A 15,066-nucleotide genomic window follows, 5' to 3' on the forward strand; every position below is an offset into this window, starting at 1 on the left:
ATGCGCCGGCGAGGCGGCGCATCGGGTATTCGAAGACCTGGATCGCAGATCAGCCGGCGGTGCAGAAGTGCTCGCGGCCGTCATAGCCGACATAGGTGCCGGAACGCGGGTTGAAGCTGCGGTAGCGGTCCGAGCAGTAGCGGTACCACTGCGGCGACCAGGGCTCGAGATCATAGTTGACATAGGTGCGGCGCGGTGCCGCCGGGTATTCGTCGACATAGGCCGGCTCCGGCTGGACGTAGACCGGCGGACGCTCGACGTAGACCGGGTCAGGCTCGACGTAGCGCGGCTGAGCCAGCGCGCTGCCCGCTGCAACACCGGCCGCCAGCCCGACGACTCCGGCGATGATCGCGGCATCGTTGCGATGGTGGCGATGGCCGGCCAATGCGGGCGTCGAAACCGATACTGCGACGGTCGCGACCGCTGCCGACAAGAGGGTGATCTTTGCGAACTTGCTCATGGCGTTGCCTTCCTGCGTCTGCGAATCTTTTCGCATTGTCTATCCGACGATGAGGAGAAGTTAAGGCAGCCGACCTGAACGCAAGCTGAATAAAAAAACCCGGCAGTTATGCCGGGCCGCTACGCGAAGACGAAAGCCGTCGTGAAGGTCAACCGGCGATCTGCAGGTTGACTGCCTTCGGGCCCTTGCCGCGACGGTCCGGCTCGGTGTCGAAGCTCACTTTCTGGTTTTCGCTCAGACCGGTCAGTCCGGAAGCTTGAACAGCGGAAATGTGGACGAAGATGTCCGCACCACCGTTATCGGGCTTGATAAAGCCGAAGCCCTTGTCGGTATTGAAGAATTTTACAATGCCAGTCTCGGCCATGCGTCAGGTCCTTTTCTCTCTGCCCGAAATCGCGGGCAGCATTGCAAGTTCACCCCAATTCGGAGTGGTGCAGGCGCGTCTTGACGCAGGAGGAAAGGAACCCCTTTTAAACAACCAAAAACGCCGAACCAGTCTTCTCGACCGCTTCGCCGCTCGGCTGCCCGGATATCTTTTGCGCATCCGGAGCGCTTTGGTTTTAAGGTCTTCCCGTGCTCGTAAAACTGCCCGAACGGCGCAACAGTGCTTTCTTTATAAAAGATTGGCAAGCGAAACTTTTTAGACGAGGATGACCAACGCATTGTAGCCATAAGGTTTTATGGGATTTCATTGAAATCCTTCGTCATTTTTACGAGTTTTCGCGGACTAGCCCGAAAGGGTTATATCGAGCTAGTCCGATAGGAGTATGACGGAAGGAACTGCTCGCTCGACGGGTGTCGAGAATCGCCTGCTCGCCGTCCACATCGTCAGGCGATTACCACCCTGCGTCGTGCCAGTTCCGGCACAAGTTCCACCATCAGCATCGCCGCAAACATGATCGCACATCCCGCATAGCCGATTGCCGGAAGCGAATCGCCCATCAGGACCGCGCCGAAGAGCGCGCCGAACAGGGCCTCCGAGGAGAGAAAGATCGCCGCCTGCGGCGCGGTCGTATAACGCTGGCCGACGATCTGCAGGACGAAGGCGAGCCCGGAGGAGAGAAGGCCCGCATAGAGGATCTCCGTGAGCGAGCCGCTGATGGCACCGGTTGTGATCGGTTCCAGCGCCGCGCCGCCGAGGGTTCCGCCCAAGGCGCAGACGCCGAACTGCAGGGCAGCGAGCGCGAGCGGCCTGCCGCTTTTCCCGACCGCGATCGGGGTCAGTGTGATCTGGACGGCGAAGAGCACGGCGCAGACCATGACGAGGAGGTCGCCGTCGGTCAGGCCGGAAAGGGAGCCGCCGCTCAGGAGCAGGATGCCGAGGAGTGTCAGCACCGCCGCGGGCCAGACGATCCAGTGCGGCCTGCGGCGCAGGATGAGAACGGCGATTGCGGGAACAAGGACGACGTAGAGCCCGGTGAGGAAGCTCGCATTGGTGACGGTGGTCGTCTTGATGCCGATCTGCTGCAGCGTCTGGGCGACGAAGAGGACTGCACCGATCACGAGGAAGGCGATGACATCGCCGGTCGCCAGTGGCCGGGTCGCATTTTTCGCCTCACGCCAGGCAAAGGGCAGCACGGCGAGGAAAGCGAGGCCGAAGCGAATGCCGTTGAACCAGTTCGGCCCGAGCATGTCCATCGCGCTCGATTGCGCGACGAAGCCGCCACCCCAGATGGCGGCGGCAAGCAGCAAGACCAGGTTGGCCTGAATTCGGGACATCGCGTGGCTCTCTCTCGGGGAGGTGGGATGGCGGCAAGCGTTATCAGGCGGTCGCCCAGGCGGCAAGCACCCGCGGCAAGCGAGGCGGGAGGGTCAGGGCGCGCCGGCGCGGGAAACCCGCAGAAGCGCGCCGTCGTCCTCGTCGGTCACCAGCAGCACCGCGCCATCGGGCGCGACCTTGACGTCTCTCAGCCTGCCGAATTCTCCCTCGAACAGCCGCTCCTCATGCGTGGGGGCGCCGTTGTCGTCGCGCTCGACGCGGGCAAGCAACTGGTATTTGAGCGCGGCGACGAGGAAATTCCCCTCCCATTCGGGAAACATCTTGCCGTGGTAGATGTCGATGGCGCCGGGAGCGATCGACGGGTCCCAGTAGTAGATCGGCTGTTCGTAGCCTTCCGCCGCCTGGCCGACACCGATCTCGGCTCCGGAATAGTGCTTGCCGTAGGCGATCACCGGCCAGCCGTAGTTCTTGCCGGCCGTGACCGCATTGATCTCGTCACCGCCGCGGGCGCCGTGCTCGACGACGAAGAGCTTTCCGTCCGCGGGATCGATGACGATCCCCTGGGGATTGCGGTGGCCGATCGACCAGATCTCACGGGCGGCCGTCTCGCTTCTGGCGAAGGGGCTGTCCTGCGGAATGCTCCCGTCCGGCTCGATGTGGAGGATGGAGCCGGCATGGTCGCGCGGGTCCTGGGCACGGTCCATCTCGCCGCGTTCGCCGATGCCGAAGAACAGGCTTCCGTCGGCAGCGATCGCGATCCGCGAGCCGAAATGGACTTCTGTTTCGGTGAAGCGGTTCATCTGGAACAGCTTCACCAAGTCTTCCAGGCGATCCTCGTCCGGAGCGAGCGTGGCGCTGAAGAGCGCCGTGCCCTGTCCGCCGGGACCGGGGATCGAGGCGGTGAAGTAGAGCCTGCGGCTGCCGGCGAAATCCGGCGCGAGCGCCACGTCGAGCAGGCCGCCTTGTCCCTCGGCATAGACCTTCGGCAGACCGGACACCGGTTCTCCGACCTTGCCGTCGCGGATGATCCGCAGGCGTCCCGGCCGTTCCGTGACGATGTAGGCGCCGTCCGGCAGGACTTCGACGGCCCAGGGATGGTCGAGGCCGCCGGCGACCTTCGTGACCTCCAGGGCGGCCTTCTGCGAGGGATACTCTTCGGCGAGCGCGGGGGAGGCGGCGAGACCGAGCAGCGGCGCGACCACGGCCAACATTCGCGTGTCAAACGATCGTCTGATGGGCATGATACCTCCCGTTCCTTCCCGCCTCTCTCATGCGGAATATCGGAAGGTTGCGCCGAATTGGCAAGATTGTCGCCGGTCACGAGCCGGTGACGGCGCTTTACCGCCCGCGGCGTTTCTGCTCCGCCTGGACGACATCACGAATGCTCCGGCGCCAGAGGGAGATACTGGCCGATGCCATCCCCACGAAGCCGATCATCATCAACGCCATCAGCACGCGCCGGTCGACCGAGCTGGCAATCCCGGCGTCGCGGGGTCGGACGACGGCCGTGATCGAGCCGGTGGTGAGCGGAGAGACGTCCGGCTCCGGCGCGATGGTCGCACCGGCGGCTCGCAAGGCGGACGGGGTCGCCGCGCCGGGGGCCAGGTCCGCCTGCGCGGCGCTCGCCGGTGACGGCGCGAGTCCGGGTCCCCATGCAAAGAGAAGGGCCGCGGTGAGAAGCACGGTTGCGGCGCTCGCGCGTATGCCCTTGCGCGCGGCCTTTTCCTTATTGTCGATCAGCATGACAGAAGCCCTCGGGATACTCTTTGCCTCCCGGCTATGAAGCTCCAGGCCGATCCGCAATCGGCAGAAGGACTTCGCAAACGGGGAGCGGGTACTTTCGCGGATGCCGGCGTCCTGTTTGCCGGTTCCATTCAGAGAGTGCGCCGCCTTTGTGGACATCTCCGGGGCGGGAATGGGGCGCCGGTGTGTCTTTCCGCGGCAATTGCGCGGCAGGCTTAACGCTTCGTGAACACCGTGCGCGGTCGTCAGCTGCGGCGCTTGCCAAAGACGGGCGTCGTCCGCTGGGGCCCCGCCTTCGCGACGGCGTGACCAGCCGCCGCGGGCGCGGGCTGAACCGGTATCGGCAGGTCCGTATGGCGGTCGGCGAGCGGAAGGATGATCTCGGGATATTCCGCGTTGAAATTCGTCGGCGCGATCTCGGGCCTGGCGAGTGCATAGCCCTGCATCAGCGACACGCCGAGTTCCTCGCAGAGGTCGACCTGCCACATCTCCTCGAGGCGTTCGAGGATCGTCTCGGTGCCGTGCTCGGAAAGCTGCCGCACGACCACGCGCAGCAGCGCGAAGCCCGCGGAATTGTGCATGTAGTCGCGCACCCAATCGCCGTCGAGGCGCACGAAGTCGGGTCGCAGCGTGCGGACCCGCTCGATGTCGGTATCGCCGGCGCCGTGGTCGGTGAGCGAGACGCGGAAACCGGCTTCCTTCAGGCGCTCGACATGGCGCGTCAGCCTCGGCAGCTCAATGCTGGATGCGCCGGAGATGTCGCAGATGATGCGATCGGGCTCCATGCCGGCGCTGTGAGCCGTCAGGCGAATACGGTCGAATTCGATACGCAGGCGCGTCGGGTCCGGATAGAGCGCCGGGTTGAAGCTGACGAGGGCCATGGCCCGCTTTCTATGCAGCAGACCGGCGTTCAGGATGTGGATGGTCCGCAGCAGGCTCTCGATTTCCGGGAGGTCACTCGGCTCGACGAGCGGGAAGAAGTGCGCCGGGGCGAAGGGCTCGCCGTTGCGCTCGGCGCGCACCAGGCCCTGAAAGGAATGGATGTCGAACACCTTCGGGGAGAGCTGGCGGAAGACGGGTTGCAGCGCACATCTGAGGACGAAAGGACCGTAGACGGTCGACCATGCGCCGTCCTCGCCCCGGACCAGGTTGTTGAAGATGCTCGCTGTGGTCATTCAGAACGGCCCGCACGGATGAATTTCTGCCCGCATGCTTCCGTTCTATCGCGGAAGGCTTACCTGCCGATTAATCGCGTGACCATCCGGCCGGCCTTGCGTTTTCGCGACATTGTGGCCGGATTTGGCTTGAAACAGCGGGGTGATTTCGCCATAGAACTTGAACCTGGAGCCCTGCACCTCGTGGTTCCCCCGTTCAACAGCTTCAGGACACACAAACATGGCATTTCTCGCCGACGCCCTTTCGCGCATCAAGCCTTCCGCGACCATTGCCGTCACGCAGATGGCCCGGGATCTCAAAGCCCAGGGCAAGGATGTGATTTCGCTGTCCGTCGGCGAGCCGGACTTCGACACGCCGCAGAATATCAAGGACGCAGCGATCGCGGCGATCCAGCGCGGCGAGACGAAGTACACGCCGGTTTCCGGCATCCAGCCGCTGCGCGAGGCGATCGCCGCCAAGTTCAAGCGCGAGAACGGGCTGGACTACAAGCCGAGCCAGACGATCGTCGGCACGGGCGGAAAGCAGATTCTCTTCAACGCCTTCATGGCGACGATTAATCCGGGCGATGAAGTCGTGATCCCGGCGCCCTACTGGGTGTCGTACCCGGAGATGATCGCGCTTTGCGGCGGCACGCCGGTCTTCGTCAAGACGACGATCGAGAACAATTTCAAGCTGACGGCCGAGCAGCTGGAAAAGGCGATCACGCCGAAGACCAAGTGGTTCATGTTCAACTCGCCGTCGAACCCGTCGGGTGCGGCCTACAGCTATGACGAACTCAAGGCGCTGACCGACGTCTTGATGCGGCATCCGCATGTGTGGGTGCTGACGGACGACATGTACGAACATCTCGTGTTCGGCGATTTCGTCTACTACACCCCGGCCCAGGTCGAGCCCGGCCTTTACGACCGCACGCTCACCATGAACGGCGTTTCCAAGGCCTATGCGATGACCGGCTGGCGTATCGGCTACGCTGCCGGCCCGATCGAGCTCATCAAGGCGATGGACATGATCCAGGGCCAGCAGACCTCCGGTGCCTGCTCGATCGCCCAGTGGGCCGCCGTCGAGGCGCTCAACGGTCCGCAGGACTTCATCCCGGCGAGCAAGAAGGCCTTTGAGGAGCGCCGCGATCTGGTGGTTTCGATGCTGAACCAGGCGAACGGCCTCGTCTGCCCGAAGCCGGAAGGCGCCTTCTACGTCTATCCGTCCTGCGCGGCGCTGATCGGCAAGAAGGCTCCCTCGGGCAAGGTCATCGCGACCGACGAGGACTTCGTCATGGAATTGCTCGCCACCGAAGGTGTCGCGACCGTTCACGGCTCGTCGTTCGGCCTCGGACCGAACTTCCGCGTCTCCTACGCGACCTCGAACGACAAGCTGGAAGAGGCCTGCCGCCGCATCCAGCGTTTCTGCGCCGACTGCAAGTAACCAGCCGGATGATGAGAACCGGAAAGGGCGGGGCCGCGAGGCTCCGCCCTTTTCTTTTTGGCGAGCAGGAACGTCAGCCCGCGACGCTCGGCGCCGGGCTCGAGGGCGGCCCGAGGAAGCGGTCGCGTTCCCGCCAGAGGGCGGGCAGGCTGAGCAGTGCGAGCGATCCGAGCGCGATCATCGTCTTGGTGAGCTGCGTCAGTTCTTCGGTTCGCCCGTCCACGTAGAAGATCACGTACACGATCAGCACGTGCCAGACATAGATCTGCAGCGAATGACGGCCGAGGAGTTGCAGGTAGCGCAGCGAAAAGAGGCCGGCCAGCGTCGACGCGATCCGGCGGATCACCGCGTGATCGTGGCGGGGACCGGCAATCAACAGCCAGGCTACGCCATAGGCGGCGGCGGCGAAGTTCAGCAGATACACCGGCCCGAAATCGGCGCGAACCTCCATCAGGCCGAACTTCTCGAGAACGATGCCCGGCATCAGGCCGTGCGCCGTCAGGAGCCTCAGCGGCAGGAAGAACAGGCAGACCGCCAGCGACATCTTGGCGAGGAAGGTATGGTCGGGATGAAAGACCTCCTTCCACTCCACCTTCTTCATCGAGGTCAGCGAACCGGCGATGATCCCGGCGAAGAAGACGATCTGCCAGCCGAGCAGGTTGAAGCTCGCGCGGATGCCCTCCTTCTGCGGCGAGGCGCCGAGCCAGCCGTCGAGTGGATAGGTAACGAGCCGGTGCAGCCCGAGCTGGCCGGTCATCCAGACCAGCAGCGAGGCGATGGCGACGGTTCGCCAGCGGCCGATGATGCAGAGCCAGATCACGACCGGTGCGGCTACCATGTAGATGATGTATTGCGGCAGGATGTCCATGAAGGTCGGCTGAAACAGGAAGCCCGCGATCGTTCCGAGCCGCAGCGGGTCATCGAGCCGGGTGCCGCCGAGCCAGTCCTTCCAGATCACGGATGCGCCGGGCAGCAGCAGCTGCAGCGCCAGGATTACGAGTACGATGCCCATCGCATAGCGATAGAGCTCCAGTGCGCGTGCCCACAGCTTGTCGCGACCGACGGCGTAGCCGCTCTTCATCATCTTGCGCGCATAGACCATCCCGGACAGCAGCCCGGAAAGAAAGACGAAGCCTTGGGCGTCTTCCACGAAGGCGAGGTTACGGTGATTGATCTGGACGAGCCACAGCCCGCCGGCGAAAACCAGATGGTTGAGCAGCATGAAGACGAGGAAGTAGCCTCGCATGCCGTCGATGAGGTCCAGTCTCTTCAATAGCTGTGCTCCCGACTCGCTTAGCCCCGCCCGGCGCGGAAGCGTTGTTGTCGTTCATTTTGGTCACATTGCGGCGCAACACGCCGACGGCCACGAGGGCTGACCGGGAAACGGCGGTGAGGACCGAAGGTTCCAGGTGCTCGCGCGGAAGTGATTTCGTTTGCCGGAACACGTGGCGGAGGAGGGGCGTCCTACCGCCGCAGGCCTATCGCAAGCTGTTCCGGACAAAGCGTTTTCGGCGTATCATGATCCTTGTGCCGCCGCCTCGGTTTGCAGATCGGCGGCTTTGATGAGATAGTGCCGTGGGCGAGAAAACGCATCCAGGAGACATGCATGGTCAAGGTCACCTACGAAATCGTGCCGCACGACGGTGGATGGGCGTACAAGCTTGGCGATGTCTATTCCGAGACCTTCGCCAGCCATGACGAGGCGCTCGAAGCCGTTCGTATCGTGGTCCAGGAACAGCAGGTCGGCGACGAGCCGGTCGAGATCAGCTACCAGGACGAGTCCGGCAAGTGGCGTGAAGAATACAGCGACGGCGGCGACCGGCCGGAGGTCGAGATCATAGACCGGTTCCGTCCCGGCGAAGCGTCCGTCTAGGTCCACCGGCGACCCGATGCCGTGCCTTCGGTCTCGCGGCGGCCGACGCCACGATCGCCGTCGCGATCCGGCCTTGCCATCGAGTCGCATCAAGGAGATGGCGGCATCAGTTCATCCCCGATGACAGCGTTCTCCGAGGCTGTAGGGTTCCGCGCGAATGTTCGGATCTGACTGCTATTTCCTTGCAATATAGGCGAGCAGTCCCTTCACGAGTGCGTCGAAGGTGACGCGGCATCGTGGCGTGGTCTTCAGGTCCTCATGCATGACGACGTAGGTCTCCAGCGAAAGATCGAGCGCTCCGGCAAGCAACCCGACCAGATCCTCGTCGCGGCGGGCGAGCCCCGTCTGGCACATGCCGATGCCGAGGCCCGCGCGGATCGCGGCCAGCTGGGCAAGGTTGCTGTCGGTGCGGAAGGAGAAGTCGAGCGCTGCAAGATCCGGCTTCTCCTTCAATAGCGCGCGCACATAGGCGAGTTCCCGGTCGAAGCCGATCAGCCGGTGGCCGGCAAGATCTCCGAGGCTTTGCGGCGTGCCATGGCGGGCGAGATAGCGCCTGTGGGCGTAGAAGCCGAGCGGGATCGCGCCGACGTGCCGGCTGAGGAGCACCTCCTGCCGGGGTGCGGTCATCCGCACCGCGACGTCGGCCTCCCGGCGCAGCAGGTCCTCCACCGCGTCGGAGAGCGAGAGTTCGACGGAAAGCCCGGGATGGTTCTCCTGAAGCCCGGCAAGGATCGGTGGCAGCACTTCGACCCCGATGACCTCGCTGGCGCTGATGCGCACCGTGCCCTTCACCTCGTCGGGCGCGGCGCTTGCCATGCGCGAGAGTGCGGCGGCCGTCGCGGCCATCGTCTCGGCGTGGCGTTTCATCTGCAATGCCGTCTCCGTCGGCAGGAGCCCCCGCGGCGTGCGCAGGAAGAGCGGCGTGCCGCTTGCCGCGTCGAGCGCATCCAGGTGGCGCCCGACCGTCGGCTGCGTGAGGCCGAGCACGCGGGCGGCGCCGGAGAGCGATCCTTCCTCCAGCACGGCGAGGAAGGTGCGGTAGTGGTCCCAGCTTTCGGGTTTAGTGTTCATACATTTATGTATATCAACTGAAGAGAATATCGCAATTCCGTATATCTTCTTTTCCGTGCATCCTCCGGGCATCAGAACAACACACGGAGCAATGTCATGACAGAAGACCTGATTTCACCACCGACGGCGCTGGTGCTGGGGGCTACGGGAGGCATCGGCGGTGCCATGGCCGCGAAGCTTGCGGGACGCGGCTACCGCGTCCGCGCGCTGCACAGGAATGCGTCGGCGATGGCGGCGCGCAATCCCTCGATCGACTGGCGGCAGGGCGACGCGATGAACCGCGCCGATGTCGTGCGGGCGGCGGACGGTGTGTCGCTGATCGTGCATGCGGTCAATCCGCCGGGCTATCGCGACTGGGCGCGTCTGGTGCTGCCGATGATCGACAACACGATCGCCGCGGCGAAGGTGGCCGGCGCCCGCATTCTGATGCCCGGTACCGTCTACAATTTCGGTCCTGAGACCTTCCCGGTCCTCGACGAGGAGAGCCCGCAGCGGCCGGTGACCGTCAAGGGAAAGATCCGCGTCGGGCTCGAAGAACGTCTCGAAGCGGCGGCGGCAGGTGGCGTGCCGGTGATCATCGTCAGGGCAGGGGATTTCTTCGGGCCCGGCGCCGGCAACAACTGGTTCGCCCAGGGGCTGGTCAAGCCCGGCGCTCCGCTGAAGGCGATCACGCTGCCGGGCGCCCCCGGCGTTGGTCACCAGTGGGCCTACCTGCCGGACGTCGCCGAAACGATGATGCAGCTCGTCGAGCATGCTGATTGTCTGCCGTCGTTCGCCCGGTTTCATATGGAGGGCGTCTTCGACACGGATGGGCTGCAGCTTGCCGAAGCGATCCGCCGCGTCGTCGGAAAGCCGACGTTGCCGATCCGCCGCTTCCCGTGGCTCTTCGCGCGCCTCGCTTCGCCCTTCGTCCCGCTCTTCCGGGAGATCATGGAGATGCGTTATCTCTGGCAGCAACCGCTGAGGATGAGCAACCGACGTCTCGTCGAGGTGCTCGGTGCCGAACCGCACACGCCGCTGGACCGTGCCGTCGCCGAGACGCTGGCAAGCCTCGGCTGCCTGCCGAACCGACAACCGGCGGACGGGCGGCTGCTCGCCGCCGCCCACGGCTGAGCATTTCGGTTGCCCCGCAGCGAATGCCGCGGGGCATGCCGCCTTTCTCAGGCGAGGACGGGGTAGTCCGTATAGCCTTCTGCGCCGCCGCCGTAGAAGGTCGCGCGGTTCGGCGTGTTGAGTTCGGCATTTTCCTTCAGGCGGCGCACCAGATCGGGATTGGCGATGTATTCGCGGCCGAAGGAGACCATATCGGCATAGCCGCTCGCCACGGCGGCCATCGCGCTCGCCCGGTCATAGGCGTTGTTGGTCATCCAGACCGCCTTGCCGCCCTTGCCGCGATAGGCGGCCTTCAGTCCGGCCCAGTCGAACGGCCTGTCGCCCTGCCGGAAATCGCGGTCGCCGCCGGTTGCCCCCTCGATCACATGGATGAAGGCGAGGTCGAAGGCGGCGAACTGTTCGACGAGATGGTTGAAGAGCGGTTGCGGGTCCGGGTCGGAAGCGTCGTTCGCCGGCGTCACCGGCGAAATGCGGATGCCGGTGCGGTTGCCGCCGATCTCCTTCGCCACGGCTTCCACGACCTCGAGCGCGAAGCGAACACGGTTCTCGATCGATCCGCCATAGGCGTCGGTGCGGTGGTTGGTGCCGGAGCGCAGGAACTGGTCGATCAGGTAGCCGTTGGCACCGTGGATTTCGACGGCGTCGAAGCCGCAATCGATCGCATCGCGGGCGGCACGGCGGTAATCCTCGACGATGCCTGGAATTTCAGAGAGTTCGAGCGCCCGCGGTTCGGAGGTGTCGACGAAAGCGCCGCTACCGTCCTCGCCGATGACGTAGGTCTTCGACCTAGCGCGGATCGCCGAGGGGGCGACCGGTGCGGCACCGCCCGGCTGCAACGAGGTGTGGGAGACGCGTCCGACATGCCAGAGCTGGACGGCGATATGGCCGCCCGCCTCGTGCACCGCGTCCGTCACCTTCCGCCAGCCGGCGAGCGCCTCCGGCTTGTAAAGCCCCGGCACCTGGGCGTAGCCCTGGCCCTGCTGGGTGATCGCCGTGCCTTCGCTGATCAGCAGCCCCGCCGTCGCGCGCTGCACGTAATAGGTCACGTTGAGGTCGTTCGGGATTGCGCCCGGCGAGCGGTTACGGGTCAGCGGCGCCATCGCGATGCGATTGGGCAGAAGCATGTCTCCGAGCTGGATCGGATCAAAAAGCGTGGTCATGGGAGGGGTGCCTTTCGGGAAGATGAGAGGCGTTCGTCTGCCGGTGGGAGGAGGAAGGGCGAGCGCCGCCGGCGGAGGATGGCCGCATCAGAGCTTCGAGGCAATAGCCCTCAGGAACGCACGGATGGTTTCCTCGTTGCGCTTGTAGAAGACCCACTGGCCGACGCGGGTGGAGGAGAGCAGGCCCGCCCTCTGCAGCGTCGAGAGGTGTGCCGAGACGGTCGACTGCGACAGGCCGCAACGTTCGAACTGCCCGGCGCTGACACCGACCTCGAAGGGGTGCTGCTGCGCCTCGAAGTGGTCGTGCGGATTCTTCAGCCACGTCAGCATTTCGACCCTGGCCGGATGTGCAAGCGCTTTGAGGACTTCATCAAGGTTCATGTCCGTCGTTTCCCTTTCCGCGTCTCCCGCGTTGAAATATGAGCCTGCGCACGAGAATCAACACCTGCGAATGCGATATATTTCGAAAATACGAGATAGTGCCAGCCCCGAAGGGGAACGGAAAAGGACAAAAAAAAGAGGGCCACCGGATCGCTCCAGGGCCCTATAAGTGTGAAGGTCAAAAAACCTCCAGAGGGGAACAGCTGCTGCGGTGGAACTGGGAGGAAAAGCCACCATGTGCATCAGCTATGTGCGATATGGTCGTTATTTGTGCAGTGAACAATGCATTATAATGCATGTCTGTCATGCGTATGTTGCAGACCTACGGAAATCCGCACGCGCCGCGTGAATTAGAAGTTCCAGTTCCTGGCCTTCGCCACGATGAAATCGCGGAATGCTTTCAGCTTCGCCGCGTTCTTCATCTCGTCCGGATAGCAGAAATAGGTGTCGAAGGACGGCACGTCGGCGCTGGTCACGAGCTGCAGCAGGCCGGGGTCGCGGCCGACGATGTAGTCCGGCAGCATCGCGATACCGATGCCGAGCAGGCAGGCGCGCTTGATCGAGGTGAGGCTGTTGATCTGCAGGTGCGGGTGGCGCGGGTTGTCGGAGGTGCGGCCGGCAACTTCCAGCCAGTTGACGTCGAGCAGGTAGCTCGGCGCGGGCTCCCCGAAGGTGATGATGCGGTGGTTGTCGAGGTCCTCGATCGACTGCGGCTCGCCGTAGCGGTTGATATAGGAGGGGGCCGCATAGACGTGCATGTGCACGGTGAAGAGCTTGCGCTGGATGAGGTCCGATTGCTGCGGCTGGCGCAGGCGGATCGCGCAGTCCGCATGGCGCATGTTCACGTCCAGCTCCTCGTTGTCGAGGATGAGCTGGATCGACATGTCTGGATAGAGCTGCAGGAACTCCTGGATCTTGTCGGTGAGCCAGCCCTGGCCGAGGCCAACGGTCGTCGTGACGCGGAGCTTGCCGCTCGGCTTCTCCGTCGTCTCGGTGAGCTGCATCTTCACCGTCTCGAGCTTCAGCAGCACGTCGTGGGCGGTGCGGTAGAGAAGCTCGCCCTGTTCAGTGAGGATGAGGCCGCGCGCATGGCGGTGGAAGAGCTTGACGCCGACTTCCTGTTCCAGCGCGCTGACCTGGCGGCTGATCGCCGACTGGGACAGATGCAGCTTGTCCGCGGCGTGCGTGAACGAGCCCGCCTCCGCTGCCGCATGAAATATGCGCAGCTTGTCCCAGTCCAGTGGCATCCCGCCGCCTCTCATCATGGTTACTCCGCCGCTTCGGCCCGGGTGGAAACGGCCGTCAGGTAGCGTTCGGCCTCGAGGGCGGCCATGCAGCCCATGCCGGCGGCGGTGATCGCCTGGCGGTAGACGTCGTCGGTCACATCGCCGGCGGCGAAGACGCCTTCGACGCTGGTGGCGGTGGAGTCCGGTGCCGTCCAGAGATAGCCATTGGACTTCAGTTTCAGCTTGTCCTTGAAAAGTTCGACCGCCGGGGCATGGCCGATGGCGACGAAGACGCCGTCGATCGCCATTTCGGAGATCGCGCCGGTCACGGTGTTCCTGAGGCGCACGCCGGTCACCGACGGCGGCATCGGCGGTTTGGCTGGCTCACCGGTGATCGCGTCCACTTCCGTGTTCCAGACGACCTTGATGTTGTCCTTAGCGAAGAGGCGTTCCTGCAGGATCTTTTCCGAGCGGAAGGAATCGCGGCGGTGGACGACCGTCACCGACTTCGCGATGTTCGACAGATAGAGCGCTTCCTCGACCGCCGAGTTGCCACCGCCGACGACGATCACGTCCTTGTTGCGATAGAAGAAGCCGTCGCAGGTCGCGCAGGCGGAGACGCCGAAGCCCTGGAAATGCTGCTCGCTCTCAATACCGAGCCACTTCGCCTTGGCGCCGGTCGCGATGACCAGCGTGTCCGCCGTCCAGACCGCGCCCGAATCGGTGCGGACCGTGAAGGGCCGGCGATCCATGTCGACCTCCGTCACGAGGTCGTTGACGATCTCGGCGCCCACATGCTCGGCCTGTTTCAGCATCTGCTCCATGAGCCAGGGGCCCTGGATCGGATCGGCGAAGCCCGGATAGTTCTCGACATCGGTCGTGATCATCAACTGGCCGCCCTGTTCCATGCCGGCGATCAGCACGGGGCTCAGCATGGCGCGCGCCGCGTAAATCGCGGCCGTGTAGCCGGCCGGGCCGGAGCCTATGATCAACACCTTGGTATGGCGGGCAGTCATGGTTGTTCCTTTCAGGGATGTCGCAGAAGATGAGCGATCGATTCGCATCGGGGCCATATGTCTGCCGCCCCATTTATGATTGCTCCATGCGTTTATTCAAGGTCAGCCTTGCAATAACGGCACGGCATCCACACCGTACCGCAATAATTCTGCCTCGCGGGGACGGTTTCTTGCGTAATTGCCGGAATGCGGTACATATCCGCCCAGTCACATCTGAGAAGGTTTCTCCCTTGTTCCGCGCCGAGCTGGACGCCATCGACATCCGTATCCTCCGCGAGCTGCAACGCGACGGCCGCATCACCAATGTCGAGCTCTCCGAGCGCGTCGGCATTTCCGCGCCGCCCTGCCTGCGGCGGGTGCGAAAGCTCGAGGAGGCCGGCATCATCGAGGGCTACCACGCGTTCCTCAATGCACCCAAGCTCGGCTTCGATCTCGTCGCCTTCTGCATGGTCGGCCTCAAGCACCAGTCGGAGAGCAACCTCAAGGCGTTCGCCGCGGTGACCGAAAGCTGGCCGGTCGTCCGCCAGGCCTGGATGGTCTCCGGCGACAGCGACTTCTTGCTCCATTGCGTCGCCGAGAACCTCACCAAGTTCCAGGACTTCGTGATCGAGGTATTGACGGCCAACGACCACGTCCACACCGTCCGCACCATGCTGACCATCCGGCAGGTGAAGCGGCTCGGGCTGGTGGAGATTTGAACGCGGG

16 protein-coding genes are annotated in these 15,066 nt (G+C 64.1%); 4 read left to right on the forward strand and 12 right to left on the reverse strand.

What is annotated here, in order from left to right; translation table 11 throughout:
• Window positions 1–49: 49 nt before the first annotated feature.
• From EUU22_RS12820 to EUU22_RS12845, 6 genes are all read right to left on the reverse strand, one after another.
• Window positions 50–460, reverse strand: a complete 411-nt coding sequence (locus EUU22_RS12820) for a BA14K family protein (RefSeq protein WP_129332374.1) — start codon at window positions 458–460, stop codon at window positions 50–52.
• A gap of 148 nt (window positions 461–608) precedes the next feature.
• Window positions 609–824, reverse strand: coding sequence for a cold-shock protein (locus EUU22_RS12825; protein ID WP_112690789.1), 216 nt, complete (start codon window positions 822–824; stop codon window positions 609–611).
• 464 nt (window positions 825–1,288) lie between these two features.
• Entirely contained in the window at window positions 1,289–2,179 is an 891-nt protein-coding gene (locus EUU22_RS12830; protein WP_129332375.1) for a DMT family transporter, read from the reverse strand.
• Window positions 2,180–2,272: 93 nt separating this feature from the next.
• Window positions 2,273–3,421, reverse strand: coding sequence for a PQQ-dependent sugar dehydrogenase (locus EUU22_RS12835; protein WP_205687901.1), 1,149 nt, complete (start codon window positions 3,419–3,421; stop codon window positions 2,273–2,275).
• A gap of 97 nt (window positions 3,422–3,518) precedes the next feature.
• Window positions 3,519–3,923, reverse strand: coding sequence for a hypothetical protein (locus EUU22_RS12840; RefSeq protein ID WP_129332376.1), 405 nt, complete (start codon window positions 3,921–3,923; stop codon window positions 3,519–3,521).
• A 245-nt stretch (window positions 3,924–4,168) separates the two neighbouring features.
• On the reverse strand, window positions 4,169–5,098 hold the full coding sequence (locus EUU22_RS12845; RefSeq protein ID WP_129332377.1) for an EAL domain-containing protein: 930 nt from the start codon (window positions 5,096–5,098) through the stop codon (window positions 4,169–4,171).
• Window positions 5,099–5,318: 220 nt separating this feature from the next.
• On the opposite strand from EUU22_RS12845, the gene EUU22_RS12850 reads away from it, so the two are divergent.
• The gene (locus EUU22_RS12850; RefSeq protein WP_129332378.1) at window positions 5,319–6,521 is read left to right on the forward strand and encodes a pyridoxal phosphate-dependent aminotransferase; all 1,203 of its coding nucleotides are present in this window, start codon (window positions 5,319–5,321) and stop codon (window positions 6,519–6,521) included.
• Between the two features lie 73 nt (window positions 6,522–6,594).
• On the opposite strand, the gene EUU22_RS12855 is transcribed toward EUU22_RS12850, so the two are convergent.
• Window positions 6,595–7,794, reverse strand: coding sequence for an OpgC family protein (locus EUU22_RS12855; RefSeq protein ID WP_129332379.1), 1,200 nt, complete (start codon window positions 7,792–7,794; stop codon window positions 6,595–6,597).
• A gap of 333 nt (window positions 7,795–8,127) precedes the next feature.
• On the opposite strand from EUU22_RS12855, the gene EUU22_RS12860 reads away from it, so the two are divergent.
• Complete coding sequence (locus tag EUU22_RS12860) at window positions 8,128–8,394, forward strand: DUF2188 domain-containing protein (protein WP_114361361.1); 267 nt, start codon at window positions 8,128–8,130, stop codon at window positions 8,392–8,394.
• Window positions 8,395–8,568: 174 nt separating this feature from the next.
• Here EUU22_RS12860 and EUU22_RS12865 read toward each other — a convergent pair whose 3' ends face one another.
• Entirely contained in the window at window positions 8,569–9,465 is an 897-nt protein-coding gene (locus EUU22_RS12865) for a LysR family transcriptional regulator (protein ID WP_129332380.1), read from the reverse strand.
• 96 nt (window positions 9,466–9,561) lie between these two features.
• Here EUU22_RS12865 and EUU22_RS12870 point away from each other — a divergent pair, with 96 nt between their 5' ends.
• Window positions 9,562–10,578, forward strand: a complete 1,017-nt coding sequence (locus tag EUU22_RS12870; protein WP_205687902.1) for an NAD-dependent epimerase/dehydratase family protein — start codon at window positions 9,562–9,564, stop codon at window positions 10,576–10,578.
• Window positions 10,579–10,625: 47 nt separating this feature from the next.
• On the opposite strand, the gene EUU22_RS12875 is transcribed toward EUU22_RS12870, so the two are convergent.
• The 4 genes from EUU22_RS12875 to trxB form a co-directional block, all read right to left on the reverse strand.
• Window positions 10,626–11,738, reverse strand: a complete 1,113-nt coding sequence (locus EUU22_RS12875; RefSeq protein WP_129332381.1) for an alkene reductase — start codon at window positions 11,736–11,738, stop codon at window positions 10,626–10,628.
• 87 nt (window positions 11,739–11,825) lie between these two features.
• Window positions 11,826–12,119: an ArsR/SmtB family transcription factor gene (locus tag EUU22_RS12880; protein WP_129332382.1), complete on the reverse strand. Its 294-nt coding sequence runs from the start codon at window positions 12,117–12,119 to the stop codon at window positions 11,826–11,828.
• 350 nt (window positions 12,120–12,469) lie between these two features.
• Window positions 12,470–13,366, reverse strand: a complete 897-nt coding sequence (locus EUU22_RS12885) for a LysR family transcriptional regulator VtlR (protein ID WP_129332383.1) — start codon at window positions 13,364–13,366, stop codon at window positions 12,470–12,472.
• 20 nt (window positions 13,367–13,386) lie between these two features.
• The gene (gene trxB, locus EUU22_RS12890) at window positions 13,387–14,361 is read right to left on the reverse strand and encodes a thioredoxin-disulfide reductase (protein ID WP_129332384.1); all 975 of its coding nucleotides are present in this window, start codon (window positions 14,359–14,361) and stop codon (window positions 13,387–13,389) included.
• Window positions 14,362–14,591: 230 nt separating this feature from the next.
• On the opposite strand from trxB, the gene EUU22_RS12895 reads away from it, so the two are divergent.
• Window positions 14,592–15,059, forward strand: coding sequence for an Lrp/AsnC family transcriptional regulator (locus tag EUU22_RS12895; RefSeq protein WP_129332385.1), 468 nt, complete (start codon window positions 14,592–14,594; stop codon window positions 15,057–15,059).
• Window positions 15,060–15,066: the final 7 nt, after the last annotated feature.

The organism is Ciceribacter ferrooxidans (assembly GCF_004137355.1).
GTDB lineage: Bacteria > Pseudomonadota > Alphaproteobacteria > Rhizobiales > Rhizobiaceae > Allorhizobium > Allorhizobium ferrooxidans.